The 25,398-nt window shown below is 61.6% G+C and carries 16 protein-coding genes and 1 tRNA gene; 1 reads left to right on the top strand and 16 read right to left on the bottom strand.

Features of this window, described 5'->3' with window-relative positions; translation table 11 throughout:
* Nucleotides 1-61 precede the first annotated feature (61 nt).
* Complete coding sequence (gene radA, locus AC5P7U_RS07825) at nt 62-1,438, bottom strand: DNA repair protein RadA (RefSeq protein ID WP_133934124.1); 1,377 nt, start codon at nt 1,436-1,438, stop codon at nt 62-64.
* A 150-nt stretch (nt 1,439-1,588) separates the two neighbouring features.
* Between radA and AC5P7U_RS07820 the strand changes: the two genes are divergently transcribed.
* Entirely contained in the window at nt 1,589-3,649 is a 2,061-nt protein-coding gene (locus AC5P7U_RS07820; RefSeq protein WP_049456171.1) for a putative bifunctional diguanylate cyclase/phosphodiesterase, read from the top strand.
* A 111-nt stretch (nt 3,650-3,760) separates the two neighbouring features.
* On the opposite strand, the gene cyoD is transcribed toward AC5P7U_RS07820, so the two are convergent.
* The 15 genes from cyoD to AC5P7U_RS07745 form a co-directional block, all read right to left on the bottom strand.
* Entirely contained in the window at nt 3,761-4,102 is a 342-nt protein-coding gene (cyoD, locus tag AC5P7U_RS07815) for a cytochrome o ubiquinol oxidase subunit IV (protein ID WP_005408584.1), read from the bottom strand.
* Nucleotides 4,102-4,740, bottom strand: coding sequence for a cytochrome o ubiquinol oxidase subunit III (cyoC, locus tag AC5P7U_RS07810; protein ID WP_006425005.1), 639 nt, complete (start codon nt 4,738-4,740; stop codon nt 4,102-4,104). Before cyoC ends, cyoD begins: the two co-directional genes overlap by 1 nt.
* Nucleotides 4,737-6,734: a cytochrome o ubiquinol oxidase subunit I gene (gene cyoB / locus AC5P7U_RS07805; protein WP_414556010.1), complete on the bottom strand. Its 1,998-nt coding sequence runs from the start codon at nt 6,732-6,734 to the stop codon at nt 4,737-4,739. The genes cyoC and cyoB overlap by 4 nt, the downstream gene beginning before the upstream one ends.
* 2 nt (nt 6,735-6,736) lie before the next feature.
* Complete coding sequence (gene cyoA / locus AC5P7U_RS07800) at nt 6,737-7,777, bottom strand: ubiquinol oxidase subunit II (RefSeq protein WP_049456172.1); 1,041 nt, start codon at nt 7,775-7,777, stop codon at nt 6,737-6,739.
* Between the two features lie 315 nt (nt 7,778-8,092).
* A complete protein-coding gene (locus AC5P7U_RS07795; protein ID WP_008267900.1) occupies nt 8,093-8,449 on the bottom strand; it encodes a hypothetical protein in 357 nt (118 codons plus the stop codon).
* A 662-nt stretch (nt 8,450-9,111) separates the two neighbouring features.
* Nucleotides 9,112-9,348, bottom strand: a complete 237-nt coding sequence (locus AC5P7U_RS07790; RefSeq protein WP_197564689.1) for a hypothetical protein — start codon at nt 9,346-9,348, stop codon at nt 9,112-9,114.
* 1,198 nt (nt 9,349-10,546) lie between these two features.
* The gene (locus AC5P7U_RS07785; protein WP_197564690.1) at nt 10,547-10,804 is read right to left on the bottom strand and encodes a hypothetical protein; all 258 of its coding nucleotides are present in this window, start codon (nt 10,802-10,804) and stop codon (nt 10,547-10,549) included.
* A 1-nt stretch (nt 10,805) separates the two neighbouring features.
* Nucleotides 10,806-11,600: an RHS repeat-associated core domain-containing protein gene (locus tag AC5P7U_RS07780; protein WP_495221013.1), complete on the bottom strand. Its 795-nt coding sequence runs from the start codon at nt 11,598-11,600 to the stop codon at nt 10,806-10,808.
* A 189-nt stretch (nt 11,601-11,789) separates the two neighbouring features.
* Nucleotides 11,790-17,069 (bottom strand): RHS repeat protein, encoded by a 5,280-nt coding sequence (locus AC5P7U_RS07775; RefSeq protein WP_197564691.1) that lies wholly within the window; start codon nt 17,067-17,069, stop codon nt 11,790-11,792.
* 745 nt (nt 17,070-17,814) lie between these two features.
* A complete protein-coding gene (locus AC5P7U_RS07770) occupies nt 17,815-18,186 on the bottom strand; it encodes a hypothetical protein (protein ID WP_197564692.1) in 372 nt (123 codons plus the stop codon).
* Nucleotides 18,187-18,331: 145 nt separating this feature from the next.
* Nucleotides 18,332-19,264: an RHS repeat-associated core domain-containing protein gene (locus AC5P7U_RS07765; RefSeq protein WP_495220957.1), complete on the bottom strand. Its 933-nt coding sequence runs from the start codon at nt 19,262-19,264 to the stop codon at nt 18,332-18,334.
* A gap of 711 nt (nt 19,265-19,975) precedes the next feature.
* Entirely contained in the window at nt 19,976-20,929 is a 954-nt protein-coding gene (locus AC5P7U_RS07760) for an RHS repeat-associated core domain-containing protein (protein WP_495221011.1), read from the bottom strand.
* Between the two features lie 284 nt (nt 20,930-21,213).
* Nucleotides 21,214-21,289: transfer RNA gene (locus AC5P7U_RS07755), tRNA-Thr, on the bottom strand.
* A 50-nt stretch (nt 21,290-21,339) separates the two neighbouring features.
* Nucleotides 21,340-22,344: a 2-hydroxyacid dehydrogenase gene (locus AC5P7U_RS07750; RefSeq protein ID WP_414555821.1), complete on the bottom strand. Its 1,005-nt coding sequence runs from the start codon at nt 22,342-22,344 to the stop codon at nt 21,340-21,342.
* A gap of 100 nt (nt 22,345-22,444) precedes the next feature.
* Nucleotides 22,445-25,318, bottom strand: coding sequence for an autotransporter domain-containing protein (locus AC5P7U_RS07745; protein ID WP_495220955.1), 2,874 nt, complete (start codon nt 25,316-25,318; stop codon nt 22,445-22,447).
* Nucleotides 25,319-25,398: the final 80 nt, after the last annotated feature.

The following is a 25,398-nucleotide window of genomic DNA, read 5'->3' as shown; positions in this document are numbered from 1 at the left end:
CGAGCTTGCTCGACTGCTGTTCTACCGGCAGTCGAGCAAGCTCGACTCTTCAGAACCTGCATCACGCCGCGTCGATGGCCTCGGACAACCGCTCCACCGCGATCACTTCCATGCCCTTCACCGAGCCGCCCTTGGGCGCGTTGGCCTTGGGCACGATGGCGCGCTTGAACCCATGGGTGGCGGCCTCGCGCAGGCGGTCTTCGCCATTGGGCACCGGACGGATCTCGCCGGACAGGCCGACCTCGCCAAAGGCAATCGTCTTCTCCGCCAGCGGCCGGTCCTGCAGCGAGGACAGCACCGCCAGCAGCACCGGCAGGTCGGCGGCGGTTTCCTGCACGCGGATGCCACCGACGACATTGACGAACACGTCCTGGTCGCCGACCAGCACGCCGCCATGACGGTGCAGCACCGCCAGCAGCATGGCCAGGCGGTTCTGCTCCAGGCCAACGGCGACACGGCGCGGATTCGACAGCGGCGAGGCATCGACCAGCGCCTGCACCTCCACCAGCAGCGGCCGGGTGCCCTCGCGGGTGACCATCACGCAGCTGCCCGGCTGGTGGGTGCTGCCCCCGGACAGGAAGATCGCCGACGGATTGGAGACCTCCTTCAGGCCCTTGTCGCCCATCGCGAACACGCCCAGCTCGTTGACCGCGCCGAAGCGGTTCTTGAACGCGCGCAACAGGCGAAAGCGGCTGCCGCTCTCACCCTCGAAGTACAGCACCGCATCGACCATGTGCTCCAGCACGCGCGGGCCGGCGATGCCGCCCTCCTTGGTCACGTGGCCGACCAGGAACACGGCGGTGCCGGTCTCCTTGGCGAAGCGCACCAGCCGTGCCGCGCTCTCGCGCACCTGGCTGACCGAGCCGGGCGCGGCGGTCAGGCTTTCGGTCCACAGGGTCTGCACCGAATCGGCCACGATCAGCCGCGGGCCGGCCCTGGACGCATGCTGCAGGATCGATTCGACCCCGGTCTCGGCCAGCGCATTGACGCCGTCCAGCGGCAGTTCCAACCGGTGTGCACGGCCGGCCACCTGGGCCAGCGATTCCTCGCCGGTGACATACAGCACCGGCAGCTCCGCCGCCATCTTGGCCACCGCCTGCAGCAGCAGGGTCGACTTGCCGATGCCCGGATCGCCACCCACCAGCACCACCGCACCTTCGACCAGGCCGCCGCCCAGCACGCGGTCGAACTCGCCGATGCCGGTGGAAACCCGACGGTGCTCGGTCTGCTCGACATCCTTCAGGGCGGTGATCTTCGGCGGGTCGATCTTGCCGGCCCAGCCGGCCCGGCGCGAGGCCGGCGCCTTGGCCGCCGCCGCGCTCTCCAGCACGATCTCCGACAGCGCGTTCCAGGCATTGCACTCGGTGCACTGGCCCTGCCACTTGCTGTATTCGGCGCCGCATTCATTGCAGACGTAGGCGGTGCGGGCTTTGGCCATCGGATGATTTCCAGCAACGGGAACAGGCGTGGCAGGATAGCCGAGCCGGGTCGCAGGTGCTGCGACCGCTCAAGTCCCGCCCACCCGCGCCGATAGGGGTCGCGGGCGTGCGCCTTGCGGGCGCCCCTCCTTTCTCCCACTGGATTCAACATGACTGGCAGTTACAGTCAGAGCCTGGTTGCCATCTCGCTGCTGGTGGCCATTCTTGCTTCGTACACCGCGCTGGACATGGCCGGCCGCCTGGCCACCGCCGAAGGCCGCGTGGCCCGCTGGTGGCTGGCCGGGGGCGCGGCGGCGATGGGCCTGGGCATCTGGTCGATGCACTTCATCGGCATGCTGGCCTTCGACCTGCCGATTCCAGTCGGCTACGACCTCGGCATCACCCTGTACTCGCTGGCGGTCTCCATGGGTGCCTCGGCCTATGCGCTGTGGCTGGTGTCGCGGCCCAGCCTGCCGTGGCGACGGCTGCTGGCCGGCGCGGTGCTGATGGGGCTGGGCATCGCCACCATGCACTACCTGGGCATGGCGGCGATGCGCATGCAGCCCGGCATCGATTACCACCCGGGCTGGTTCGCCGCATCGATCGCGGTGGCCATCGGTGCCGCCGGCGCCGCGCTGTGGATCGCCTTCCGCCTGCGTGCCGAGCAGCGCAACACCCTCCTCCTGCGCGCGCTCGCTTCGCTGGTGATGGGCCTGGCCATCGTCGGCATGCATTACACCGGCATGGCCGCAGCGCGCTTCCCCGAAGGCAGCATCTGCGGCGCGGTCGGCAGCGGCGCCATCGACACCCGCTGGCTGGCGGTGCTGGTGATCGTCACCACCGTGGCCACGCTGGGCATCGCGCTGGTTGCCTCGCTGTTCGACCGGCAGATGCGCGTGCGCACCGGGCTGCTGGCCGATTCGCTGGCGCGCGCCAACAACAAGCTGATCCAGGCCGCGCTGCACGATCCGCTCACCCAGCTGCCCAACCGCATGCTGCTGCAGGACCGCATCGAGCAGGCCATCGAGAAGGCGCGCCGCCGCGGCCACACGGTGGCGGTGATGTTCTGCGACCTGGACGGCTTCAAGGCGGTCAACGATGCCTACGGCCACCAGCTCGGTGACCGCCTGCTGGTGGCGGTGGCGCAGCGCATCGGCGGCCTGCTGCGGCCGCAGGATACCTTCGCCCGCCTCGGCGGCGACGAGTTCGTGATCGTGCTGGCCATCGACATTCCCGACGATGCGGTGGTGGTGGCCGAACGCATCATCGCCGCGGCCGGCGAGCCGTTCACGCTGGATGCGGCCGAACTGCAGGTCAGTGCCAGCCTCGGCATCGCACTGTACCCGGACGATGCCGGCAACGAGCGCGAACTGATGGCGCACGCCGATGCGGCGATGTACCACACCAAGGAAACCGGCCGGAACGGCTACACCTTCTTCACCCCGTCGATGCAGCTGAGTGCCAACCGCCAGCTGCGCCTGCTGCAGGACCTGCGCAAGGCCATCGCCCGCGACGAACTGATCCTGCATTACCAACCCAAGTTCCCGGCCGCCGGCGCACCGGCCACCGGCGCCGAGGCGCTGCTGCGCTGGCAGCACCCGGAGCTGGGCCTGCTGGCCCCGGATGTGTTCATCCCCATCGCCGAGCGCAGCGGCCTGATCCTGCCGATTGGCGACTGGGTGCTGGACCGTGCGTGTGCGCAGCTGCGTGCGTGGCACGACGCCGGGCACAGCGAATGGTCGATGGCGGTGAACCTGTCGCCACTGCAGTTCGCCTCGCCCGCTCTGCTGGACAGCGTGCGCGAGGTGCTGCAGCGGCACCGGATCGAACCGGCACGGCTGACCCTGGAGATCACCGAGACCACGGCGATGAAGGACGTCGATGCCAGCCTGGCGATCCTCAACGACCTCACCGCGATGGGCGTGCACATTGCCATCGACGATTTCGGCACCGGCTATTCCAGCCTGCTGTACCTCAAGCGCATGCCGGCCACCGAATTGAAGATCGACCGCGCCTTCGTGCACGACCTGGAATGCAATGACGAGGATGCCGCCATCGTCTCGTCAATCATCGCGCTGGGCCGCACCCTGCAGCTGCAGGTGGTGGCCGAAGGCGTGGAGACCCAGGCGCAGCGCGAGTACCTGAGCGAACTGGGCTGCGACCAGCTGCAGGGGTACCACCTGGGCCGGCCGATGGAGGCCGAGGAGTTCCTGCGCAAGGTGGCGGGGTAGAGCCGGGCGCTGGCCGGCAATTGCGGGGAGCCGGCCAGCGCCCGGCACTACCGCATCAAACAAAAAGGCCGCCCGGGGGCGGCCTTTCTGCGTGGCAACGTCGCGAGGACGTCAGTGCATCATGTGCACGTTCATGTTGTGCATGACCCACAGGGTACCGACCACGATGATGCCGATCACCACCACGGTGAAGGCCGCAGCGTTGACGTTCCAGCGGCTTTCCGAAGAGCGGTCCAGGTGCAGGAAGAACACCAGGTGGACCAGCATCTGCAGCACCGCGGTGATCGCGATCACCACACCGTTGACGGTGCGCGAGAAATCACCCGACATCACCATCCAGAACGGGATGACGGTCAGCACCACCGCCAGCACGAAGCCGATCAGGTACGACTTCACGGTGCCATGGCTTTCGCCGCCGGTGCCGTGGTCGTGTGCATGGTTGTCATGTGCCATTACAGCGCTCCATTGAGGTAGACGACGGAGAACACGCCGATCCAGATCAGGTCCAGGAAGTGCCAGAACAGGCTCAGGCACGCCATGCGGGTCTTGTTGGTCGGGGTCAGGCCGTACTTCTTCAGCTGCACGAACATCACCAGCAGCCACAGCAGGCCGGCGCTGACGTGCAGGCCGTGGGTGCCGACCAGGGCGAAGAACGCCGACAGGAAGGCACTGCGGTCCGGACCGTAGCCCTGATGGATCAGGTGCTGGAATTCCCACACTTCCATGCACATGAAGCCGAAGCCCAGCAGCCAGGTGATGGCCAGCCACAGGTACATCTGGCCCATCTGCTTGCGGTGCATGGCAATCATGCCCAGGCCGAAGGTCAGCGACGAGGTCAGCAGCAGCGCGGTTTCCCACGCCACGAACGGCAGCTCGAACAGGTCCTTCGCGCCGGGGCCGCCATCGGTACCGCCGGACAGCACCACGTAGGTGGCAAACAGCGAGGCGAAGATGAGGCAGTCGCTCATCAGGTACACCCAGAAACCGAAGACGGTGTTGCCGCCGGTGTCGTGGTGCTCGTGGTCGTCATGGCCATGGGCCGCCGCATGCGCGGCGTGCCCGTGGCTCAGGGTCGAGGTATTGGTGCTCATGCCTTCAGCTCCGACTTCACCAGGCCCTGGGCTTCCAGGTGCTTGCGGTGTTCGTTCTCGATGCGTTCCACCTCGGCGGCCGGGACCCAGTAGTCCACGTCCTGGTCGAAGGTGCGGTAGATGAACGTGGCGATCATGCCGACGAAGCCGACGATGGCCAGCCACCAGATGTGCCAGATCATCGCGAAGCCGAACACCAGGCTGAAGGCACCGATGACAACGCCCGTGCCAGTGTTGCGCGGCATGTGGATGTCGGTGTACTTGGCCGGCTTCGGCCAGGCTTCACCACGCTGCTTGCGCTCCCAGAAATCGTCCAGTTCGGTGACTTCCGGCAGGGTGCCGAAGTTGTAGAAGGCCGGCGGCGAAGAGGTTTCCCACTCCAGCGTACGGGCATCCCACGGGTCGCCGGTCAGGTCGACGGTCTTCTTGCGGTCGCGGATCGACACGGCCACCTGGATGATCTGGCACAGGATGCCGGCGCCGACAATGAAGGCACCGCAGGCAGCCACCAGCAGCAGCGGCTCATACGCCGGGTTGACCGTGCTCTGCAGACGACGGGTCATGCCCATGAAGCCCAGCACGTACATCGGCATGAAGGTCACGTAGAAGCCGATGAACCAGCACCAGAACGCGCACTTGCCCCAGAACTCATTGAGGCGGAAGCCGAACATCTTCGGCCACCAGTAGGTGATGCCGGCGAACATGCCGAACACCACGCCGCCGATGATGACGTTGTGGAAGTGGGCGATCAGGAACAGGCTGTTGTGCAGCACGAAGTCGATCGCCGGGATCGCCAGCATCACGCCGGTCATGCCGCCGATGGTGAAGGTGACCATGAAGCCGATGGTCCACAGCACGGGCGTGGTGAACTGCACGCGACCGCGGAACATGGTGAACAGCCAGTTGAAGATCTTCACGCCGGTCGGGATCGAGATGATCATCGTCGTGATGCCGAAGAAGGCATTGACGTTGGCACCCGAGCCCATGGTGAAGAAGTGGTGCAGCCACACGATGAACGACAGCACGCCGATGCAGGCGGTGGCGTAGACCATGCCCTTATAGCCGAACAGCGCCTTGCGCGAGAAGGTCGCGATGACTTCGGAGAACACACCGAACGCCGGCAGGACCAGGATGTACACCTCCGGGTGGCCCCAGATCCAGATCAGGTTGATGTACAGCATGGCGTTGCCGCCACCGTCATTGGTGAAGAAGTGCGTACCCAGGTAACGGTCCAGGGTCAGCAGCACCAGGGTGATGGTCAGCACCGGGAAGGCGGCGACGATCAGCACGTTGGTCACCAGGGCGGTCCAGGTGAACACTGGCATCTGCATCAGCTTCATGCTGGGGGTACGCATCTTCAGGATGGTAATGAAGAAGTTGATACCGCTCAGCGTGGTACCCAGGCCTGCGACCTGTAGACCCCAGATGTAGTAGTCCATGCCGACGCTTGGACTGTACTCGATGCCCGACAACGGCGGGAACGCCAGCCAGCCGGTGGCAGCGAACTCACCGATCCACAGCGACAGCATGATCAGCACCGCGCCGGACACGAACAGCCAGAAGCTGAGCGAGTTGACGAACGGGAACGCGACGTCGCGCGCACCGATCTGCAGCGGCACGGCCAGGTTCATCAGGCCGGTGATCAGCGGCATCGCCACGAAGAAGATCATGATCACGCCGTGGGCGGTGAAGATCTGGTCGTAGTGGTGCGGCGGCAGGTAACCCTCGGACCCGCCGACGGCGAGCGCCTGCTGGGTACGCATCATGATGGCGTCGGAGAAACCGCGCAGCAGCATGACGAAGGCGACGATGAGGTACATCACGCCGATCTTCTTGTGGTCCACCGAGGTGAACCACTCCTTCCACAGATAGCCCCACAGCTTGAACTTGGTGATCAGGGCCATCACGCCCAGGCCACCCAGCACCGCGCCGACCAGGGTGGTCAGCACGATCGGATCGTGGGGGATCGACTCAATAGAGAGTTTTCCCAACATGTTCATTCTCCCGAACCCGCGTGGCCGGCATGGCCTGCGTGTTCGTGTTCGTTGGCATCCAGGTTTTCACCCGATTCCTTGGAATCATGCGCGTCACTGGGGGCGTGGCCCTCGTGCGCTTCATGGCTGGCGGCATCAGCAGCGGCGGCACCGGCGTGTTCGTGCTTCATGCCGTAGTGCTTGTTGTCGCCCATGTGCTTGGCGATGACCCAGTTGAACAGGCCCTCTTCGGTCTTGCCGAAGTAGGTGACCGGGTACCACTCGGCGTTGCGTGCTTCACCCAGTGCCTTGAACGAGGCCTTGTCCAGGGTCTGCTCGCCGGCACGGACCTGGCCCAGCCACTGGCGGTATTCGGCATCGGTGACCGAGTAGGCGGTGAAGTGCATCTTGGCGAAGCCCGCGCCGCTGTAGTGCGAGGACATGCCCGGGAATTCACCGGTCTCGTTGGCGATCAGATGGAGCTTGGTCTCCATCGCGGCCATCGAGTAGATCATGCTGCCCAGGTGCGGGATGAAGAAGGCATTCATCACCGTGTCGGACGTGATCTTGAAGTTCAGCGGCGTGTTGACCGGGAACTTGATTTCGTTGACGACCGCCACCTTCTCTTCCGGATAGATGAACAGCCACTTCCAGTCCAGCGAGATCGCCTCGATGGTGACCGGCTTGACGTCCGATTCCAGCGGCTTGTACGGGTCAAGCGCGTGCGACGAACGCCAGGTCAGGACCGCCAGCACCAGCACGATCATGCACGGAATGGACCACACCACCACCTCGATCGCCGTCGAGTGGGACCACTTCGGCTCGTAACGGGCCTTGGTGTTGGAGGCGCGATACTTCCACGCGAAGGTCAGGGTCATGATGATGACCGGGATGACGACCAGCAGCATGAGCACGGTGGCCGTGATCAGCAGGGTCTTCTCATCCTGGCCGATCTGGCCCTTCGGACTGAGGATGGCCACGGCATCGCAGCCGGTGAGCATCACCAGCAACGACAGCAGCAGGCCCGGGCGCAACCAGCGCCCAAGGGTTTTCAACGGAATCATCGGTCGATCCAATTGCGAGGGAATGCCGTTCCCCGTCCTGCCTGTTCCGGCCAAAGCCGGTCCCACCGGTCCGGGGACAGGCAGGGAGGTGGGGTCGAGTCAGCCCTACAATTTTAGGCCGTCACCCACCATTTAAGAAAGGCATTGACAATGATCGAGCGCAGGAAAGGCGCCGATCTGGCTGCGACACGTTGTCGCACCGCGTGCGCGCGGGCTGTCCAGCCACACGGGCACGCAGCGTAGCATCGGGCCCGGCCACGCCAAAGCCACCGGACCGGCAAAGCCTACTGAACGTGTTCAGCCACGCGCGAAAGCTCAGGACGGCCGGACTTCCCTGCACACCAGTTCAGCCAGTTCGCGGCATGCGAAGAACAGCCCCTCGACGACGCCCTCATCCAGATGCCGGTCGGGCGTGGCCATGGATTCGCAGCGACTGGCCGCATGCAGCATCTCCACCGCCGTCAGCATGCCCACCGCCGCGCGGTCGATCCTGGCCAGGGACTGACGGCGGCCGTCTGACAGGTTCTCTTCGGGCCACAGCATGCCATCGGACCCTTCGCCATCGCGGATGCGCTTGAGGCAGCCCTGGAAGGTGCTGAGGTCAAAGGCGGGGTTGTCGTCGTCGTTGGTGGGCTCATCGACGGGGAATGGCGGAATCTTGCGAGTGGTCATGACGTCGGCTTCCGTGGCTGTACTTAACACTGCCACCGCGCGGAAGCGGGGTGGCGGACGGTGCGGGTTGCAAACCGGGCATAGCTAAACCGGCGGGTCCGAAGACCCCCACGCACCGCCCGCCATATAGGCCGACGGATTGCCAGCCGGCACCGCTTTTTGGGGCGGTGCCGGCTGGCAAGCGTTTACAGCTATGGTCGGGTTTGCACGCCCGGCCACCCTTTTTCGGTGGCGCGCCATGTTGTTTACGCCTGCGCCTTCGATTCAATGAGAAAAATCCGAAAGGTCCGGATGCATCGAAAGGAGCGGTACGAATTGTTGCATGCGCGGTAGATGGCGAGGGCGACATGAGAAGACGCGAGTGCGCTGATGCTTAGGCGCACGCGACGCACAGAGTCGTAAATGACACAGGAAGCACTGAAGCTCGTGACGCATCTCGCTTGCGAATAGTTGTATAGAGCAGCCTGGTCGACCGCACGAACAACGAGTAGAGCGGTTTGATTTGACGCAACCGGCCGACTAGGCGTGCAGAACGCGACTGGTGGTTCGCTTCAGTCTTGCAGGTCACATGCCGGCATCATTGGGATGTCGGTCACCACCCGCAGAAAACCCCCTCCCCAATTGGGCAGGGAGCGTCTCCAAGCCCCACCAACAATGCGCATTCATTCAGTCCCCTCCCAAGGCCCATCAACCATTCTGCCCCGCCATATGCCTTCCAGTCCGGGTGCAACAACGATTATCTTAGCCGTGAGATCGCCATCTGATCCTGTCATAAGCATCCCTTCCTCGAGAGCCAGATTCTCTCTTCTCAGGTCCTCCAGCGTCCCCGTGAGGTTGAGCCTCAGGAAACCATCAGGATCTCTATTGTTGAAATCGACAAATATTCTGAGCTCAGACATCTATGGCCTCTGCAACCTTTCAAGTACCGGAACCGGATTGGATACGGTAGGGGAAAACAATCGACTGGCTGCTTCCGGCTCAAACCCCACAACTACCGTCGGGTGATCCTTCAATTTTGCCATCTAGCGGTGTCGGAATCGCGCTCCCCTTGGAATCGGAATAGATCGTGCCAGTTGCCCTCTCCTCTCCGGCGTTCGATTCACTTTTCGGAGGCGGCTTATCTCTGGCAATTGACCCATCATCTTGCAGTGCGGGTAGTCTAGGTGATTCCTCAGACTTCGATATTAGCCATGTCCGGCCCGCCTAGGCACAGCAGCGAGAACGATGCGTTTGGTGAGGGTGTATGACATCAAGCAGATTGCCCGCAAGTGGCGATAAGCGCAACCTAGTAGAGGATGCGAGGCGGCGTTTGAATGCGGATCGTCTGCGACCAACTTGCTCCGTTAGCTTGTATATCGATGCCCCCCTTCATTCCACTGCTCCAGACAATTCAGTCAGCCAGCATTTTCTAGCTGTGACTGCAGGCATCGGAAGGCCGTGACGCACTCGGGAACCCCCTCTGAAAAGTCATCAAAAAAGAACTCTTTGTGAAAAATATCTGGCCAAATAAGAACGTCACCATCACGAATTGCGACCCGCCAAAGCTCCGGAATCGCACCATCGGGCACCTCGAATATACCTATGGGTGCGAAGGCTAGATTCCCGCAATCATCGACCAGCTGACAAATAGTCGCCCCCGCCCTATACACAGTCGAACTACGGTGCAAACTAAGCCCATAAACCGTGTACTCCCTTCCGCGAGCCACGAACAGCTTCGGCTTCGCCTTACCCTCTGCACCAAGGTCAGCGAGAACGCTCTCCCAACCATTAATAACTTTAACTCGCATTTGACTTACTTCCCCTCTTCAATCAATTTTTTTTGACTCAACAACTTGTCCACTCGTCTGATTTCGATAGGCGTGCGTAGAAAACTGTTGGCCATCTGGCGCCTTATGCGATCGATTGGCTTTGGCGGTACAAGCCATGGGCTGGCACTACTTGTGCGGATCACCCTTCCATCCGACGACCCCGCCCCCCCGCGCCAGCGACGCACGAAAAGAAAAGCCCCGATCAGAATCGGGGCATTCACTGCGATGAGTACCCGAAGTAGAAATCGAATCTGCGACTCGCCGCCTGCAATTCGACATCAGCAACTATTCACCCGCTCGACGCATCAGGCGAGTCCGGGATGGATGCGACGAAATCAATGATCTCTTCGATCTCCAGGCCTCGTTGATTAGGCTCATCGTCAGCTCCCAAGCCGGTCTCCAACAGCTCCCGCAGCAAGGCATCGACCAGCAGCTCGCGATCACTTTCAACCAGGTTCATAAAGCCTACTTCAGGCAATTGAAAGCTGTGCTTCGCTGCGATTTCAATCAACAGAGAATGCAGACGGGAGGAGATATACCTTGTCATTTCACTTCACCTTCGGGTCTCTCAACCCATCGCTGTTTCTTGGAATGATAGTTATGACTTTCCCTTCTCCATTCAGGACTACCTTCGCATCCTTCCCGGTATAGGCAATCTTGCCACCGGCCTGCTCGGCGACCTTCGCAGGTTCTTTGACCGCCGATAGTATGGCCTTTGCAGAGACACCTCTGCCCCCATCGCGGGAGATTGCCTGATTCAACCCATGCTTCGTGTAACCAGTGATCTTTCCAGCCACCGCGCCAGAGGTACCCGTAACCCCAGCAGCTCCCGCACCAATTTCGGCTGCCGTGGCAACTGCTCCTGGATTTGCCATTGCCGCCAGGCCTACCTCTGCCAGCACTGGAGCGGCCAGAACTGCAGTCAGTGCAGCACCAATTGCCGGCCCAAGTCTGTCGCTGGGATTTCTGGGCGCCGGAGTAATCGGCTGCCCATTCGTGGCGTCGTTAACTACTTTGAAGGCTACGCCACTCTCCCGCCCATCCGGGTCCGTGAACTTGTAGGGATTCCCGTTCGCATACCGATACCGGTTGAACTGCCCAACAGGCTGCTCATATGCCGTCACCGGATCCACCGACAGGAAGACCCCCAACTGCGGATCCATGTACCGCTGCTGCATGTAGCTCAGCCCAGTGGTCGAGTCACTCACATGCCCGGTGTACCCCGGCCCGTCCGTAACCTCTCCGCCCACTACGGCCCCGTAGGCCTCGTAGTCATAGCGCTTGATCACGTTGCCGCCGGCATCGCTCTCGGCCACAACCGAGCCGAGTGCATCGGTATGAATGTAGGTGACAATCTGCGCCTTAACAGGAAAGCCAATTGAGACCTACATCAGCAACACAAATGACGCAGTGAACCCGACAAACCCCTTCACAGCACACCTTCTAGCATTGAATTTCAGAAAGACCGGAATAAAACAACAAATTCACCCCGAGGTTCAAAGAAGAAATGTAAGCGCAATCACTTTAGCCCATCAGCTCCTGCTATCAACTTCCTTGAGCTGCTGGATCCATATCTGCGACCAACCCGAGCACCCCGCCGAATTGCAGGCCTGAATCTGCAGTTGTCCCGAACAGTCCAGAGACTGAGGGAAGCCGCCCGTCTGCTGCTTGGTACTCAGACCCGACACACCAGCTCCAAACGAACCTACGACGCCCCTCTCGTTACGAACCTCGTATCGGTCCGCGCTGGAGACCAAACCCCAATTGACGTAACAGCTGTACGCTGTCCTACGCACGCCATAGTTGATTGTGCGCACCCCATTCGAGAATGCAGGAACCGATGGCGGAAGCAGAACACTGATCACCACCTCGCGCGACAGCGGCCCGCATCCCGCACGGTTGCACGCCTGAACGGCATAGCCCCATTGCCCAGTCCAGCGTCCGCTCACCGTGAAGTTCATTGCGGGGGTGGCATGGATAACGCCCAGTCCGCCGCCTGGCTGTCGCTCGTAAACCTGATACGTGTCAGTGGAAGGGATGCCATCCCAGCTGACTGTGTAGGAACTGCTGTTCGTGCTTTCGGGCACCCAGACGGAAGGAGCAAAGGTGGGGATCACTGTCACACTCAACGAAATCAATTCGGAGGAAGCAGAACAGCCGCCCTCACTGCATGCCTGAACGCGGTAACGGTAACCACCCGTCTGCCGCCCGGACAGAGTGGCTGTCAAGCCCGGCCCTTCATAGATTCGCGTCCATGCCCCGGCATTGAAGCTCTCGTCAAGTTGGTACGTCGAAGCTCCCGAAGATGCGGCCCAGGTGATCGCAAAGCTGCTGCTGAGGCGCTCACCCGGATCGGCAAGTACCGGGGCCGCTGGTGCGTAGACCACTCGAACGCTTCCCCCGGTTTTGTACACACTGCAACCATATGGATTGCAGGCCATGACACGATAGCCATAGGTGCCAACAGGGCGACCTGCAAACTGGCGACTCATTTCCGGGCCGCGATACACTTCCAGCCAGTTGCCACCGGACACTGCCTCCTCCAGCACATAGGATGTTTCGCCTGTCGCCTTGGGGGTAGGAGCAGACCAGCTGATCGTATAGCTTCCGGCGACTCCAAGATCTGGCACTGAGATGTCACCAGGCGATGTCGGTGGCAGCTCAACAAAGATCGAGGCCGCGGGTCCCCACTCGCTACAACCCGCCCCATTACACGCGCGGGCGCGGTAACTGTATTGGCCGCGTGCACGGTTGCTGACGACCAGGCTGCGTGACTGACCTTCATACACGCTGCCCCACTCGCCACCCGAGCGCTCGTCAAGCTCATATCGGGAGGCGCCCTTCACTTCAGACCACTGCACAGTGAATCCCCCGTTGGTCGAGTAACCAGGTAGCGCGACGATCGGAGAGGTCGGATGAGAAGGAGAGCTCAAGCGCGCAACCAGACTGCCGTTGAGGTGGATGTAACTACTTGCCTCCGCCTCACGCGCGTTTCTCTGGAAGCGCAGGATTCCACTACTGTCATAGAAGGACATAATGTCGCCACGGGCAAGGTCGCTGCTCTGGATCCGGCGACCATGTCCGTCGTAACGATAGCGCTCCGTTCCTAGCGCTTGGCGCAGCCGATTACCGCGATCGAAGTCGAAGGACTGTCCGTTTTTGAGCGAGAGATTGCCCTGAGTGTCATACGCCAAGCCGACCACTGTCGCACCGTCTTCCTGGTTAACAATGTTCGTCAGGCGATTGGAGGCGTCGTACAGATAGCCGCGATTGCGGCCAGCAATCTGTACGGAAGTCAAATTGTCCAGTACGTCATAGCTGTAGCGCGCCGCTCCAAACGTGACAGAGCTGGCATTGATCAGGCGATCCTGGCCGTCGTAAGCCATGTCACGATTGCCCCGAGCACCCGCCAGACCATCGCTGATCGCAAGAACGTTCCCATTGCTGTCGTAGTCATAGCTATCATCGAGCACGCTCTCTGAAGACGAAGCGTCCAAGCTGCGCTCAGGCAGGCCTCGCACGTTCTGATGCAGCGTATGAAGCAGCCCATTGCCATACTGGAAGCTCGACATTGCCCCGTTGGGATAATAGCTGACGTGAGTGGCGTAAGTTCCAGCTCGTGTCGGCTGCCCCAGCGCGTTTGGCGCGTACTCGATGCTCTCACCGCCTGGGTACTGGTGACTGGCGAGATCGCCGTTTCTGCTGTAACCGTAGCCGAGCGAGAGCACCTCGGCTCCTGTCTGTTCGAGGCTCTCTCCGATGATCAATCCACGCTTGTTGTATTGATAGAGATTGGTAGCTATCACCCCATCGTTCTTTGTCGTGATCCGACGGACAGCCCCTGACGGCCAGTACTCCCATTGCTGGTCTCCATTCCCATCGGGAAAGCGAACCGTGCTCAGGCGACTCATGGCGTCATAGCTTCGTTCAACCCGCGCCGGGGTACCTGACGCCTCACTGATATTGCAGTTGCTCGCATCGCCGAGCGCCAACCCACTAGCAGACCAGGCCATATTCCCTGCAGCGTCATAACTCATGACGGTTGCGCCCGTTTCAGGTTCGATGCTCTTGCAAAGGCGCTGCCGCTCGTCATAGACGTAGCGACGAGTAATCGCTTTCGCTGCGCCAGCATCACGACGCCGGATTGATTGTGGCTTGCCGAAGCTGTCCCGCTCAATGTCCACGAACGCCCCTTCCGGCAGGACGACTTGAACTGCGAAATCCGTTGAGGGCTGATCCCATGCCATGAAGGAAGTGGTAACCGCGTGGCCGCGTGCATTTGTCGAGCGGGTCTGTCCTCCGGACAGATATTCAGTTCGCACGCCTAGCAAACCCAGCTCGCTATCCTGCTGCTTCAGAACCTGACGCCCCAGCGCGTCATAGCTGATGGATGTGCCCAGCGGAGTCTGATCAATGCTGGTCAAGCCTCTGGTGGGATAGGACTCATAGCGTAGGCGCCCCATCGTGTCGAAACGTCGCAGCACCTGACTCAACGTGGCTTCTGAACTTGTTGCGTCAAACGACTCCAACACCAACGGCTGCCACAAGGCGTCAAAGTAAGTCACCTTTCTGGAGTCGCCCGTACTGACCGTCTGTCGCCAATGCCCAGACGAAATGCCGTACTCAGTGGTATCTACGGGCGAAAAATCAATAGTCGTATCGTTCCATGCCACAGAGTCGGTAGACGGCCAGACAATCCGGGTCAGACGGCCCATCGCGTCATACTGATAGCTCGTGACGGCGGAATTTCTACCCGTGGTAGAGGTCATCCATCCGTTGTCGTCCACTACTGAGGACTCGCCGCTTCCATCTGGATAGGTAATGGTCTGCGGGGTTCCACGTTTCCAATTGCCCGCCACCGTCGTATGACCAAGTGCATCCGAGACCGTAACGGGTGTGCCTTCGGCCGAGTACGTTACATGCTGAACCAGTCCGCCGAACTTGTAGGACCTGGAAGGAAGATCAGCGCCATCGAACTCGGTTCGGAAGACTTCGGTGTTCTCGGGCGCCAGTTGCTGGACGCGTTGAACCTGACCCAGCACCCAGCGCACCCGATTGTCGTGATAGACAACCTGCTCCGTCTGATCGTACCGACCGTAGTTCAGCGAGTTGGACCTGGCTATCGACGTGGGACGAGCGAGCGAATCGAATGCCGTGACGCTGTTCACGTAGGTCTCGCCGTCCTGCCAGATGGCGGTCTCCTTTCTGGGCCGAATGAAGGCGGACGTGGCATCAGCGCTTCCCCCGAAGCTATCACCATAGGTCCAAGGGAAGGGCTGGCTGACCATTTCCGCGTCTTCCACATAATCGTAGGTCTCACTTCTGACCTTGCTGCCCTGGGCATCCCAAGTATCGACCCCAAGCAGACGACCATCGTTGTAGTAGAACAGCGTTCCAAAATGATAGGTAAGCCGTGTACCGTCTGGCTGGAAGACGTTGACGGTCTTCTCCTTCTCACACGTGCTACACGGAAGTTCCATTACGTCCACCCGGCCCCCGGTGGGATTCTGGGCTGTGTAACGCCACTGCTGTGTCTCCAGGCCCGGACCCTCGATGGTCTTGGTTTTGAGTGAGAAAACCTCGAAGTAGTTCGGCGTCACCAGTCGCCAGGCCTCGCGGGAGCGCTCGCGCACGCAGGAGGACTTGAGCACTCCTGTACGCCTGTGCCGACTCAGCTCGAATTCAAACGTGCCAATAGCGCCAGATGGGTGCTCGGCCCGGAGTGTGAACTCTGACTTCGGATAAGGTGCAGAAGGACACAGACGCAACTCCCCGCCGCTGAAGTCCAACCCTGTGTACTGAGGCGCCAATGTGCCGGAGTAACTGTACTTCCAGCTCCGCCCATCAGGCTGAACGACTTCCGCGAGTCGGTCCTTCTTGTACGGATAGTTGTTATCTGTGTTCTCGATGTAGCCGTAGCTCCACGTACGGCCGTTGGCCGTCACGGCGCTGATGTTGTTGCCGCTATAGTGAATCTGGATCAGACGACCATCGTTGGCGGCTATTTCGCTCAGGCGGGTGCCGGCATATCGGTACTCTACCCAGTTTCCAAATCGGTCCTCCACCTTGCTTGCGGCAAGAAAGACCTTCGAGCGAGGTACCAACGCGCCATGCTTGTTGATGCGGCCCGCGCTCTTTTCGATCATCACGTCGAACGTGTAGCGGGTTCCTTGTGGGGTAAGCAGAACGAAGCCTTCGCCGCCGCCGTTGGCAACGCCCGACTTGCAGCTGAAACTCATGAAATCGCGCGCTGTCCACCGATAGGTGGCGCCATCCTGTGGCAGGGCAAGCTGATTCTGCCCAACGTAGAGCATCTGGCGATCGCCCTCACCCGGAAGGTGCAGACTGTTTCCGGACCATATCTCGTCAAGGTCGTAGTAGTCCGAGATCTTGGGATACCAAGGGTCACTGCATCGGCCCACCGACCCATTGCCGGAATCATTCCACTTCCATGTGGCCGTGAAAACACCATAGAGATAGGGAACTTCGATGTCCCATTCACCGAATCCTCCAAAGAACTCCATCTCCTTCTTCGACTCCACCCGCAAACGACGCCGCAGCTGGACAGGCAAGGAACTATTGCCCGGAAGATCGACATCAACGATGGAGAATTCCGTCGAGACGTCATAGAGACTGACCTGGTCGCCAAACAACTCGGACTTGAGTGGAGCCACCATTTCAGCAGCACGTATCCGCTCGTTGTACTCCTGCCATGGATACCGTCCGCCTGCAGATTGCGCTGCAGCACCATCCGCCGCGAGCAAGGCCCCGGAAGAAAGCAGAATAACGACCAACCAGGAGGCACTCTTCATCCACATTGCACGACAATCCACTCTCAAACTCCCTTTCCTGCTTTGACGTCGTAGATACCCAGCGCAGGCGCAACGACGGTAACGGCCTTGTTCAAGCGGGCATCATGCCGCTGCAGCACTGGCTCAACATTGCACTGAGATCATCTGACCATCCCGACACACACGACGATGACTGACGCCCTACCTAACGCCGTCCTCTTCTATCAAAATCAACTCAGTTCAACAATGAGACTTTTCTGATTCTGCCCAAAGTGTGAGAGAGGACCAGGCACTCTTCCGAACTTTGTATTGGCGGCGCAGATCTTCAGCTCCAAACGCGCCAACACAATGTGTGTCCTGCCTTCGAACCTGTGCATACCTCCAACCCTTGAAAGGATCTTGAGACAAAGTGGGGTCTTCATTGCAGATGAATAAGGATCGAGATGCTGAAGCACCTCGATCGGACCAATGCGCCACTCCGCGTCAGAGTTCGCCCAATACGTCAAACGACGCAGACGCCGGAAGGATCTTGCAAGCACGCCGGGGCGCGAGGTGCCCGGGCTGCTGGCCATCGGCAGGCACTACCGGAACGTCACCCTTCTACCGGCCATGGGCGGATGCTGCCGAAAAGCATGCAAACAGAGACCCCCGACCACAACAGAAGATTTTCATACAACTGGTACCGGAAATAGGCGACGAACCTGCGACCTACTCACTGTCAGCCGGCAGACATGACTGAGAAGATTAGGCATACCCCGCGAGAGAGTCAGCCCGCCCCCTCAATCGATACGAAAACGTATTCATCTGCCGGAAATTGCCACGAACAGGGGGCGGCATCTCCCGGCAAAGTCAAGAGCAGTGCACCCGGCACGTCCATCGCAACGACCGAAAGGATACGGTCATCAGAGAAGTGTAGGCGAATACCAGAGTCAACGATCAATCCAGCACCTTGCCATCGAACGACTTCAACACACGTAACGTCAAGCGCTTCCGAAAGCTCTAAATTGACCCACTCACATTTCGATTCGACCAGAGCACTCGACAAGATCTCAACATTAATAGTTCCAAATTCATCCCACCCCTGAACAACGGTACTGGAAGATGTCAGTTCAAGAGACACATTGGAATCAAAGTTCAAGATTACTTGCCAAGCTAGGCTCGCACTCTGCGTAGAGGGAACCCTGCAGCTCAGAAGCCGACGCCCCTGGAGCAGCTGAGCCACCTCACTCGGCCTCGCTCCATCCCACTGCATCGGCAAATAACGAGTGCCGCCCGGAAGTACATCAATCGTAGTGTAGGGTTTCATGTGGCTTGTCACCATTTGCCGGGATGTCGATACTCTTGCCGCCTGAGCTGTTCGTCTCGCGACCAAAAACGCCATTCTCTCCGATCTGTGCTCCGGGAGGTGCGCTATCCCCGCGAACTGTGGGTCTGGTATCTCCGGCGAGCGTTTTGAGATCATCGTCATAGTTGCCGGTACCACCGAACTCCGGCTTCAGATTTCCGCTCGTATGGCGGCTGCCACTTTTGTTCGGACCCGCCAAGGGGCTACCCTGATCACCCACGAGATCAGTTGGAAGGGCCGGAGTCCTGGCACCACCCTTATCTGTTCCCGCTCCGTCTGAGCTGCCAGCCTCACTCTTTTGGAACAGCCTTTTTACGCTTCGATCTATCGCTTGCCCTGCCTGCTGACGTTGCTCAGGCGTCGTACTCAGATAGTAGACCGTCGCAACTACAAGCGGACCGATTACAACCGGTGCAAGGATGGTCGGGTTGCGCCCATCCGGATCCGTGAACTTGTAAGGATTCCCGTTTGCATACCGATACCGGTTGAACTGCCCCACAGGCTGCTCATACGCCGTCACCGGATCCACCGACAGGAACACCCCCAATTGCGGATCCATGTACCGCTGCTGCATGTAGCTCAGCCCAGTGGCCGAGTCGCTCACATGCCCGGTATAGCCCGGCCCGTCCGTGACCTGACCGCCTACCACGGCACCGTAGGGCTCGTAGTCATAGCGCTTGATCACGTGGCCGTTGGCATCGCTCTCAGCCACAACTGAGCCCAAGGCATCCGTGTGGATGTAGGTGACCGTCGTCTGGGCGATAGCAGATGGCGACAGGCCAAGGCCGATCAGCAGCACAGAACATAGCCAGGCACCTAAGGCACCCACCTTCCGAATTCGATCTTCAAATCCCTTGAAGCGGGTCGACACAGCGCTCTCGGCTCCCTCAGACCTATGCATCCTACCTATCCCTGGAACAACCCTGAAGCAAGAATGGGTATTCATAGCACGAGGATTGGAGTCGTGCGTCCGAACCGCGGCATTCGTGCCAGAGACGTCATTTCACGTCGGTCTATGAACTAAACGCTAAGCCTCTGGGAGCCTGGAGGTGGAGCGAATTGAGCGACACGACAATTCCGCGCAGCCAGCCATGGGCTGGCACTACTGGGGTTGCCGGCCAGCGGCCGGCACTACCAGAGCCACAAACAAAAAGCCCCGGCCAAGGCCGGGGCTTTTCAGTACAACTGGTGCCGGAAACAGGAGTCGAACCTGCATTTCACCTCAGTTCCGGATCTTTCGGCCCAGCGATATTTCTGGTCCTGAACATCCTGCCCAGATTCTCCTCAAATACCTCACCATCTTCAATGTAGAGCTGAACTTCGGGATCGGATAATAACCGGATGTCCAGCACCCAAATTTGTGGCGCGTCAGCAAGCGCGTCGCATAGATCACCCGTAGACACCTCCAATGGGCCGTTCACCATCCGCTCTCGAAGATGACTCAGTATCGCTTTTGACTTCGCTCCCGACGGGACATCTAAATGCGATAGCAACCAAATATCATTCGTACTGAAGCTCTCTCTTAGCACCTCAACTACCCTATCTCCCGTGATTGGGAAGGCCCACGCTTTTACCGTCATGACTATCCGCCTCCATTAAGCGGCCGCGCGGGGCCGCGTGAAGGAGTGCCCCCGGTAGCACTCGGCTCATAAGGATGTTCGTGCGGGTTCGTATGACTGCCCGGCCGGCCGTGGTCAGTAAAATCAATAGTCTTTACCGGCCTCCCCTGACCGTCGAATTCTCTCGCCTGGTCGTACTTTCCATTTCTACCATCCCGCTGGCCCAGTTGCGTATGCGGGCCAGCTGCATCCGATTCTGGTGCAGGCTCACCATTGGGCTTCGTGGGTAATGGTCTGTCCGGGAAACGATTGGGTATTGGCTGCCCGTCTCGCCCCCGACGAACCGTATCCCTCCCAGCGGGACGTTCAGTCGGTCTCGACGTTGGCCTTCCGCTTGGTCCGCTATCGCGATTCCCCCCGGATGTGTCCTCACTGCGTTGAATGTTTCCACCGGGGCTGGGAACCGGGATGGGGAGGATATAAGGGGCAGGCACCCGGATGGCCTGCCGCCCATCCGGGTCCATGAACCTGTACGGATTCCCGTTTGCATACCGATACCGGTTGAACTGCCCTACGGGCTGCTCATACGCCGTCACCGGATCCACCGACAGGAAGACCCCCAATTGCGGATCCATGTAACGCTGCTGCATGTAGCTCAGCCCAGTGGCCGAGTCGCTCACATGCCCGGTAAAGCCCGGCCCGTCCGTGACCTGACCGCCTACCACGGCACCGTAGGGCTCGTAGTCATAGCGCTTGATCACGTGGCCGTTGGCATCGCTCTCAGCCACAACTGAGCCCAAGGCATCAGTGTGGATGTAGGTGACCGTCGTCTGGGCGATAGCAGATGGCGACAGGCCAAGGCCGATCAGCAGCACAGAACATAGCCAGGCGCCTAAGGCACCCACCTTGCGAATTCGATCTTCAAATCCCTTGAAACGGGTCGACACAGCGCTTGCAGCTCCCTCAGACCTACGCATCCTTCCGATCCCTGAAATAATCTTGAAGCAAGAATGGGTATTCATAGCACGAGGACTGGAGTCGGGCGTCCGAACCGCGGCATTCGTGCCAGAGACGTCATTTCACGTCGGTCTATGAACTAAACGCTAAGCCTCTGGGAGCCTGGAGGTGGAGCGAACTGAGCGACACGACAATCCCGCGCAGCCAGCCATGGGCTGGCGCTACTGGGGTTGCCGGACGGCGGCCGGCACTACCAGAGCCACAAACAAAAAGCCCCGACCAAGGTCGGGGCTTTTCATACAACTGGTGCCGGAAACAGGAGTCGAACCTGCGACCTACGCATTACGAATGCGCCGCTCTACCAACTGAGCTATTCCGGCGGAGCCCGCGATTTTACGGGCTGGGCGCCCCGGCGGTCAATCCACCCGGCTCAGCCCGCCTCCACCCGGTTGGCACAGGGCCGCCCGGCGGCGAAATCGGCCAGGTTGCCCAGCGTGATCGCCGAGATCTCCTGCAGCGCCTCCACGGTGAAGAAGCCCTGGTGGCCGGTCACCAGCACGTTGGGGAAGGTCATCAAGCGCTGGAAGGCTTCGTCGTCAATGATCTCGCCGGACAGATCCTGGAAGAACAGCGCGCTTTCCTGTTCGTAGACGTCGATGGCCAGATGGCCGAGCCGGCGCGACTTCAGCGCGCGGATCACCGCGTGGGTGTCCACCAGTGCGCCGCGCGAGGTGTTGACCAGCATCGCGCCGGGCTTCATCCGCGCCAGCGAGGCGTCGTTGATCAGGTGCTGGGTGTCGGGTGTCAGCGGGCAATGCAACGAGACGATGTCGGCACGCGCCAGCAGTTCGTCCAACGCCACCATGTCTCCCACCCCGGCAAAGGCCGCCGACGGATACGGGTCGTGCCCCAGCACGGTGCAGCCCATGCCCTTGAAGATGCGCGCAGTGGCCAGGCCGATCTTGCCGGTGCCGACGATGCCGACGGTGCGGCCATGCAGGGTGCGGCCAAGCAGGCCATCGAGCATGAAGTTGCCTTCGCGCACCCGGTTGTAGGCGCGGTGGGTCTGCCGGTTGAGCGTCATCACCAGCGCCAGCGCATGCTCGGCCACAGCTTCAGGCGAGTAGGCCGGTACCCGCGCGACGAACAGGCCCAGTGCCTTCGCCGCAGCCAGATCGACATTGTTGAAGCCTGCGCAGCGCAACAGCACGGCACGCACACCCAAGGCATGCAGCGCGTGCAGTACCGGCGCATCAAGCCGGTCATTGACGAACACGCAGACCGCAGCGCAATCCTGTGCCAACGCGGCGGTATGCACGTCCAGCGCAGCATCGAAGTAGACGAACGTGTACCCCTGCCCGTCCGCATCACGCTGGTTGGCTTCGTACAGGAAGCGGCGGTCGTAAGGGCGGGCGCTGAAGACGGCGATCTGCATGGAAGGACCTGGGGTGGAATGCCCTGCCGACCATACCGCAGCCACGCGCGCCGGTGGGGATGGCACCGGCGATGCAGGCATCGCCGGTGCCCCGTGCCGCTTAGAACCGGTAGCCCAGGCCCAGCATCACGCCGTTCTGGATCTGCCCGTCGCGGCGCTCGCCCACGTAGTCGGCCATGATCGACAGGCGTTCGCTGGCGCGGCTGGTCACACCCAGATTCCAGGCCAGCACCTGCTCACCCACGGCCTGGCTGCTGGCGCCGAACACCAGGTCCGGGGCGGCGGCGAAGCCGGTGCTGTAGCGGGCCTGCGAATCGCCCAGTTCCTTCTGCCAGACCACTCGGGCGCGCGGGGTGATGCGCTCGCCGTTGTTGCCTTCGAAGGTCTTGAACAGCTGCAGGCCGGCGCCGACGCGGATGCTCTCCAGGCTGCCGCTGCGGCCAACCAGTGCTCCCGCGCCCTGCCCTTCATTGAAGCGCGTGGCCGAGGTGCGCGCGTAATCCACCACCGGCAGCAACGGCTGGATCACCAGCCCCGTGCCGGTGGTGAACGAGAACGCGTGCTCGACCCGCGCGGAGATTGCATCGTTGTTGTACTTGGCGCGCAGCGGCTGCTGCAGGCCATCGATGCCACTGACGCTGCGGCGAGTGTCGTGGCGCAGGTCGGTATAGCGCACCGCCGCCGACAGGTAGCCGCGCGAGTAGGTCGCGTCCAGGTAGCCGCCCACGTCCAGCGCGCGCACGTCACCGCTGAAGTCGGAGCCGTCGCGGCCCTTGGTCGACATGTCGGCTGCCGCCACGCTGACGCCGAGGGTGACGCGGTCATCAGCTAAGCGGGTATCGGCCCCCACCACGATGCCACCGATGTTGTGGCTGAGGCCGGCCACGCCGCCCTCCGCATCGATGCGGCCATGGCTGGCGAAACCGCGCGCCCACAGGCCGCGGCTGCGCCCGGCCTCGCTGCCGCTGGCCGCACCGCCGGCGGCCGGCTCGACCAGATGCATCGCCAGCTGGTTGAACAGGCTGCCGTGGCGCATGCCCGGCTGCGACGACACCGACTGCGCGGCCTGCGAGGCCAGGCCATCGGCATCACCACCGCTGCGCATCGCGGCCTGGTGCTGCTGCACCACGTTGCCGATGCTGCCGACCAGCGCGTTGTCGGCCAGCCGCAGGCTGGCATGCGCATCACCGCGCAGGGCACCGGCCTGCTGCGCGATCACATCACGGTCGGCGAACTGCAGCGCGCCCAGCAGCGATTTCAGGTTACCGTCCTGGCGGGCGGAGGCGGTCGCCAGCGCGCGGCCCAGCCCGTCGCCGGAGGTGGCGTTGGTGAACAGGCCCAGCTGATCGAAGCCGGGGTTGGCCGTCAGCCACAGGCCATCGGCGGTCTGCTTCACGTTGAAACTCAGCAGCGAGTTGTGGCGCGGGCGGAACACGTCGCCCGCGGTGATGCTGGCGCTGTAGCCGGTGTCGCCCAGGCGCACCACGTCTTCGAAGCCGCCCTGGTAGATCGGGCCCTGCACCAGGTCACGGCGGAAGTCCTGGCCGTAGTAGCCCTGCGCCACATTCAATTCGAGGAAGGCGCCCTTGGAGATCACCAGCGCACCGTCGGTCGGTTCGTCATCGAAGAACGTGCCCACGCGCAGTCGGCCGGTGGCGGCGCCGCCGTTCTCGGTGACGTCGAACAACAGTTTGCCGCCCGGCATGATGTTGACGTAGCCGTGGGTGACCAGGTCGCCGCCGCGCGGCATCAGCGTGCCAAACACGCGCAGGCGGTTGAAGCCGTCCTCGCGCCAGGAGGGGCCGGAGCCGCTGCCCAGTGCATCAAGATCCATCGCGGTGCCGGCTACGTCGCCATGGCCGACCAGCATGCCCGCGCCCAGCACGCGCACTTCCGACGCACGCAGCGCGCCGCCTTCCAGTGCGATGGTGCCGTTGTCGACCAGCATGAAGTCGGCGCCGGTGGTGGCGGCGGTGCGCCAGGTGGCACCGTTGCTCACGCGGATCACGCCCATGGCGTTGTCGAGCGTGGATACGTCCAGGTCGGCCAGGCGCAGCTTGGACAACAGCAGCGCCTGGATGCCCGGATCGTTGAGGTAGTCCTGCACCGAATCCGGGCCGATGCCCTGCGGGCCACGGCTTGAAGCGTTGTAGATGCTCTGCGCCAGGTTGATGTAGCTGGACTGCCAGTCGGTGTTCCAGCGCGCGAAATCGTCGTCGACGAAGGTCTGCAGCTGCCGCCCGGTGCGCAGGTAGCCGGGGTTGATGTCGCCGCTCACGTTCGCGCTCACGTTCAACGTGTCGCCAGGATCGCGATAGCCGTTCGCGGTGATGATGTTGTTGCTATGGATGTCCTGGCCCGGGAACGATTCGAGCTTGCTGCCAGTGCCATCCGGGTCGAAGGTGACCGAGGCGCCGGTGGTGCGCGCCGGGTCGCGGAACACCAGCAGGCCATTGGGCTGCACGACCTCGTACATGGCCTTGTGCAGCAGGCCCGCATCCATGCCGCCGCCGTAGTTGCCGGTGTAGATCTGGGTCATGCGCGGCGACGGCGTATAGATCACCTTGCCGCCGCTGCTGGCCGCGTGGATCTGCACCGAATCGACGATCGGCAGGTCGCCGGCCAGATAGCGCTCAACGCCACCGGACTGCATGATCGAGCATGACGAGATGCAGTGGCCGGACACGATGGTGTTCAGGCCGGCGGTGCGGATCACGCCCTGCAGCCACTCGCCGGCGATCAGCGCGCCGCCATTGGAGGTGCGCAGCACCACTTCGCGGATCGGCCGGCCCTCGGCCTGCGCCTTGGCCAGCAACGCCGGCAACGACACCACGTCGGCGTAGGTCACCCCGCCACTGAGGAAGATGCGGTCGCCCTGCACGTGATAACTCATTGCCATGACGTCATCAGCTGCCGCGAGGGCGCCGACGCCGATCAGCCCGGCCAGGGCCAGGCTCAACTTCGAATGCTTCATACGTTCTCTCTCCACCCGCAACACGCGGGTAAGGGGTCAAACGTCAGAGCGGCGCGAACTCCCCCAGCCAACCCGCCGCG

It is taken from the genome of Stenotrophomonas sp. YJH_SMC_57, from assembly GCF_059369755.1.
The sequence above is the reverse complement of the archived record's forward strand: the minus strand, read 5'-3'. Positions and strand labels throughout refer to the sequence as shown.

Excerpts from the sequence above, each read along its gene's own strand:
- cyoC (WP_006425005.1), bottom strand. The coding sequence starts at position 4,740 with ATGAGCACCAATACCTCGACCCTGAGCCACGGGCACGCCGCGCATGCG.
- AC5P7U_RS07775 (WP_197564691.1), bottom strand. The coding sequence starts at position 17,069 with ATGAAGAGTGCCTCCTGGTTGGTCGTTATTCTGCTTTCTTCCGGGGCC.
- AC5P7U_RS07785 (WP_197564690.1), bottom strand. The coding sequence starts at position 10,804 with ATGACAAGGTATATCTCCTCCCGTCTGCATTCTCTGTTGATTGAAATC.
- AC5P7U_RS07820 (WP_049456171.1), top strand. The coding sequence starts at position 1,589 with ATGACTGGCAGTTACAGTCAGAGCCTGGTTGCCATCTCGCTGCTGGTG.
- AC5P7U_RS07790 (WP_197564689.1), bottom strand. The coding sequence starts at position 9,348 with ATGTCTGAGCTCAGAATATTTGTCGATTTCAACAATAGAGATCCTGAT.
- AC5P7U_RS07745 (WP_495220955.1), bottom strand. The coding sequence starts at position 25,318 with ATGAAGCATTCGAAGTTGAGCCTGGCCCTGGCCGGGCTGATCGGCGTC.
- AC5P7U_RS07760 (WP_495221011.1), bottom strand. The coding sequence starts at position 20,929 with ATGCGTAGGTCTGAGGGAGCTGCAAGCGCTGTGTCGACCCGTTTCAAG.
- radA (WP_133934124.1), bottom strand. The coding sequence starts at position 1,438 with ATGGCCAAAGCCCGCACCGCCTACGTCTGCAATGAATGCGGCGCCGAA.
- AC5P7U_RS07750 (WP_414555821.1), bottom strand. The coding sequence starts at position 22,344 with ATGCAGATCGCCGTCTTCAGCGCCCGCCCTTACGACCGCCGCTTCCTG.
- AC5P7U_RS07795 (WP_008267900.1), bottom strand. The coding sequence starts at position 8,449 with ATGACCACTCGCAAGATTCCGCCATTCCCCGTCGATGAGCCCACCAAC.
- cyoD (WP_005408584.1), bottom strand. The coding sequence starts at position 4,102 with ATGGCACATGACAACCATGCACACGACCACGGCACCGGCGGCGAAAGC.
- cyoA (WP_049456172.1), bottom strand. The coding sequence starts at position 7,777 with ATGATTCCGTTGAAAACCCTTGGGCGCTGGTTGCGCCCGGGCCTGCTG.
- cyoB (WP_414556010.1), bottom strand. The coding sequence starts at position 6,734 with ATGTTGGGAAAACTCTCTATTGAGTCGATCCCCCACGATCCGATCGTG.